A 605-nucleotide genomic window follows, 5' to 3' on the forward strand; every position below is an offset into this window, starting at 1 on the left:
ATGTCGACGCCGGGGGCGTTTGTGGAGTTCAGTCGGCAGCGGGGGTTGGCTGCTGATGGTCGGTGCAAGGCGTTTGCGGGTGGGGCGGATGGTACGGCGTGGGGTGAGGGTGTGGGTGTGTTGTTGGTGGAGCGGTTGTCGGATGCGCGGGCCGCGGGTCGTCGGGTGTTGGCGGTGGTGCGGGGTTCTGCGGTGAATCAGGACGGTGCGAGTAATGGGTTGACGGCGCCGAATGGTCCTTCGCAGCAGCGGGTGATCCGGCAGGCGTTGGTGAATGCGGGGGTGTCGGCGGGTGAGGTCGATGTGGTGGAGGCGCATGGGACGGGTACGGCGTTGGGTGATCCGATCGAGGCGCAGGCGTTGATCGCGACGTACGGTCAGGGGCGTCCGGTTGGTCGTCCGTTGTTGTTGGGGTCGGTGAAGTCGAATATTGGTCATACGCAGGCGGCGTCGGGTGTTGCTGGTGTGATCAAGATGGTGATGGCGATGCGGTTTGGGGTGGTGCCGCGGTCGTTGCATGTGGATGTGCCGTCGCCGCATGTGGATTGGTCGGCGGGTGCGGTGGAGTTGTTGACGCGGGCGGTGGAGTGGCCGGGTGGGGGTGG

The 605-nt window shown here is 66.0% G+C and carries 1 protein-coding gene; it reads left to right on the forward strand.

Features of this window, described 5'->3' with window-relative positions; genetic code table 11:
* Positions 1-605, forward strand: a 605-nt coding sequence (locus K7G61_RS36005) for a polyketide synthase (protein WP_225851364.1), incomplete at both ends; no start/stop codon positions are given.

Origin of the sequence: Streptomyces sp. HPF1205, from assembly GCF_020400825.1 — a bacterium.
Taxonomy (GTDB): Bacteria; Actinomycetota; Actinomycetes; order Streptomycetales; family Streptomycetaceae; genus Actinacidiphila.